Annotated in this window: 3 protein-coding genes and 1 pseudogene; 2 read left to right on the top strand and 2 right to left on the bottom strand. The window is 75.3% G+C overall.

Annotated features, from left to right (window positions below; translation table 11 throughout):
* Positions 1-227 precede the first annotated feature (227 nt).
* Both BG452_RS31305 and BG452_RS31310 read left to right on the top strand, forming a co-directional pair.
* Positions 228-608 carry a hypothetical protein gene (locus BG452_RS31305; protein ID WP_188307732.1) on the top strand — a complete coding sequence of 127 codons (381 nt, stop codon included), beginning with the start codon at positions 228-230 and terminating at the stop codon, positions 606-608.
* Positions 609-650: 42 nt separating this feature from the next.
* Complete coding sequence (locus tag BG452_RS31310) at positions 651-1,859, top strand: MFS transporter (protein WP_188307733.1); 1,209 nt, start codon at positions 651-653, stop codon at positions 1,857-1,859.
* 106 nt (positions 1,860-1,965) lie between these two features.
* Here BG452_RS31310 and BG452_RS31315 read toward each other — a convergent pair whose 3' ends face one another.
* Positions 1,966-3,315, bottom strand: coding sequence for an NtaA/DmoA family FMN-dependent monooxygenase (locus BG452_RS31315; RefSeq protein WP_188307734.1), 1,350 nt, complete (start codon positions 3,313-3,315; stop codon positions 1,966-1,968).
* A 4-nt stretch (positions 3,316-3,319) separates the two neighbouring features.
* Positions 3,320-3,627: pseudogene (locus BG452_RS31320) on the bottom strand (FMNH2-dependent monooxygenase); the annotation flags it as partial.

Consider the following 3,627-nt stretch of genomic DNA (forward strand, 5'->3'; position numbering starts at 1 on the left):
GTCCAGGGTGGCCAGGGTGGAGGAGGTCACCGGGTAGCCGGCGCTGTCGCCGAGCTGGTCGCACAGGCGGCGGTCGCCCTGGGGGTCGAGCAGGTAGTGCGATCCGCTGCAGGCCACCACGGCGGCGGGGACGGGGGAGGGGGGGAGGGGGGGGGGGACGTGGGGGAGGGGGGCGAGGGAGGGGGCGGGGGGCTGGGGCCGGCCCCGGCCCGGCGGCCGTGCCCCGGGTGGACTGGGACCCGAAGTCGGGCTTCCTCCAGGCCGTGTTCGACGCCCTGGCGACCGGCCCGCTGGTACGGATCGGCTACCGCGGCGAGGTCTGGCTGACCTTCGACGAGCGCGACCGGCTGCTCGGTGTCGACCTGCGCGACGCCCCGCCCGCCCTGCTCGCGCTGCTCCCGCCCGGCCACCAGCACCGCTACTTCTGGCACAGCACGGCCCGCGGCGACGGCGTGGCGTGCTGGGCGGACCGCTCCACCGGACAGGCCTGGGTCACCGCCGCGCCGGGCCTGGCCCACCACCGCTCCACCGCCGTCACGGACATCGAGGTGGGGGTACGCACGGACCGTCCGGCGGTGCTCCGTCTTCATGTCCCGGCCAATCCCTGAATCGGCGGGTACACGCGCGTAGATCCCCCTAAGGTGGTGCTCATGAGCTTCCTCGTCTTACTCCGATCCCCTTCCGTCACCCGCCTGTTGCTGGGCAGTTGGGTCGGGCGGCTGCCCTCCGCCATGACCGCGCTGACCATCCCGCTGGCGCTGCGCGAGGCCGGGTCGGGGTACGGCTTCGTCGGCGCCGCGGCCGGCTCGTACGCGATCTCGGCGGCGGTCGGCTCACCGCTGCTCGGCCGCCTCGTCGACCGCTGGGGGCAGACCCGCGTCCTGGTGCCGACCGCGCTGCTCGCCGCCGTGGGCTTCCTCGCCATCGCGCTGGCACCGCACCAGCCCGCCGCCGTGCTGGTCGGCGCCGTGCTCGCCGGCTCGATGACGCCCCCGCTGGAGCCCTGCCTGCGGGTGCTCTGGCCCGCGATCACCCCCGCCGAGAAGCTCGAATCGGCGTACGCGCTGGACTCCAGCGCCCAGGAACTCGTCTTCGTGGCGGGCCCCTTGGTGGTCACCGGCAGCGTCGCCCTCTGGTCGCCGACGGCCGCGCTGTGCGTCCAGGCGCTGCTCGGGCTGTTCGGGGTCGCGGTGGTGGCCAGCGCCAAGCCGTCCCGGGAGTGGCGGGCCGAGGCCCGCTCGACCGACTGGCTGGGCCCGCTGCGCAGCGGCCGGCTGGTCACCCTGCTCAGCGCGCTGATCGGGGTGGGCTTCGCGATCGGCACCCTGAACGTCCTGGTGGTCTCGTACGCGGAGCGCTGGCACGTGCCCGGCGGCGCGCCCTCGCTGCTGGCCCTGAACGCCTTCGGGTCGCTGGCCGGCGTGCTGGTGTACGGCTCGCGCCGCTGGCCGGGCACCCTCGCCAACCGCGGGGTGCTGTTCGCGGGCGGCCTGGTGGTCGGGTACGGACTGCTGGTGCTGGTGCCGCCGCCGGGCTACATGGCCGTACTGATGCTGCTCACCGGCGCGTTCCTGGCCCCGATGCTGACCGTCACCTTCGTGCTGGTGGGCGAGCTGGCGCCGCCGGGCACCACCACCGAGGCCTTCGCCTGGCTGGTGACGCTGTTCGCGGCCGGCACCTCGCTGGGCTCGGCGGCCGTCGGCAACGTGCTGGCGCACACCAACGAGCACTGGGCGGCGCTGTGCGGCACCGCGGGCGCCCTGGTCACCCTGACCATCCTGGCCCTCGGCCGCAAGGGCTTCGCCACCGGCCCGGCCACCGCCCCGGCCCCGGCCACCGCGGACGCGGCGCAGCGCTGAACGACCGGCACGACGACCGGCACGACGGCAACGACGGTGGGCCTCCGGAACCCTGGTTCCGGAGGCCCACCGTCGTTGTGCGGCACCGTCGTTGCGGGCAGGCGCCTCAGCGCGGCGGCACGGCCATCCCGAGGTGGTCGCGCAGCATCCGCCCGCCGTACTCCTTGCGGAACAGCCCGCGCCGCTGGAGCACCGGCACCACCAGCTCGGTGAACGCCGTGACGGACCCGGGCACGTACGCCGGGTAGATGTTGAAGCCGTCGGCGGCGCCCTCCTCGAACCACTCCTGGATCATGTCGGCCACCTCCTCCGGGTTGCCGACCACCGTGTACGAGAGCTGCGCGGGGGTGGCGTGCACGAGGTCCCCGTAGGTGATCCGGTTCGGCCCGTCCACGGTGCGCCTGGTCAGCCGGGTGATCTCGGCGAGCCGCCGGGCGCCCTCCTCGGAGACCGCGGCCAGGGTGCTCACCGGGACGGCGGCGGCCAGGTCGTTGCCGCGCACGTCCACCCCGAACACCTCGGAGGCGGAGGTGAGGTTGCGGCGGTGGCCCTCGCCGATGCCGCCCGCGCGCACGATGTCGCCGATCTCCTGCTCCGGGTCGAGCACCAGCAGCGCGTTGAGCCGGTCGTGCAGGGCGACCGCCTCCTCGGTGGTGGGCGCGACGATCGGGGTCAGGCCGGGCAGCACCGCGACGTGGTCGGCGCGGCCGTACCGGGCGGCCCGGGCCTTGATGTCGGCGTAGTACTCCCGGCGCTTGGCCAGCGTCGGCTGCGGGCCGGCGAACACGATGTCCGCGTCGCGGGCGCCGAGTTCGCGGGAGCGGTCCGAGGTGCCGGCGTTGAACACCACCACGTGGCCCTGCGGCGGCCGGGCGACGTCCAGCGGGCCGTCCACCGAGAAGTACTCGCCCCGGTGGTCGATCCGGCGGGCCCCGGTGCCGTCCGGCTCCGGGGCGGAGTCCCACAGCTCGCGGACCACCCGGAGGGTCTCCTCGGCCCAGTCGTAGCGCCGGGAGGTGTCCCAGTGGGCGTCCCGGCCGAAGTTGTGGGCCGCCGCCGGGTCCGCGCCGGTGACCAGGTTCCAGGCCGCGCGGCCGTCGCTGAGGTGGTCCAGCGAGGCCAGCAGCCGGGCGATGGCGTACGGGTCGGAGTACGTCGGGTTGGCGGTGACCACCACGCCGATGTGGGTGGTGGCGGCGGCGATCGCCATGGCCGTGCTGTAGGGCTCCAGCCGGGAGATCTGCGCCGGGTTGCTGTGCTGCAATGCCGGGTCGCTGGCCAGCCGGTCGCCGAGGAAGACGAAGTCGAGCTTGGCCCGCTCGGCGCTGCGGCTGACCTCCTGGATGAGGCGGATGTCGTAGGCGGCGTCGGCGGCCGCGTCGGGGTGGCGCCACCCGGCGGAGTGGGTGCCGGTCGCCCAGAACATCAGCCCGAGGTGGAGTTCTCGCTCGGACACGTCGTCAGCTCCTCTCCGCGCCGGCGGCGGTGAGCCGGGCGACGATCCGGTTTTCGGGCCGGGCCAGCCCCAGCTGCTCGCGCAGGGTGCCGGCTCCGGAGGCGCCCGAGTAGCGCCCGGCCGCCCGCAGTTCGGGCAGCACCAGGTCGGTGAACGCCGCGACGCTCCCGGCCAGCGGGAGCCGCAGCACGAAGCCGTCCAGCGGCGTGCGGTCGGCCCAGGCGGCGAGTTGCCCGGCGACCTCGGCCGGGTCGCCGACCAGCACCGCGTGCCCGTCGTCGGAGCGCGGGGCGCCCGCCTCCGCGTGCAGTG

The sequence above is a fragment of the Streptomyces sp. CBMA123 genome (assembly GCF_014596465.1).
Taxonomy (GTDB): domain Bacteria; phylum Actinomycetota; class Actinomycetes; order Streptomycetales; family Streptomycetaceae; genus Kitasatospora.

Excerpts from the sequence above, each read along its gene's own strand:
- BG452_RS31310 (WP_188307733.1), top strand. The coding sequence starts at position 651 with ATGAGCTTCCTCGTCTTACTCCGATCCCCTTCCGTCACCCGCCTGTTG.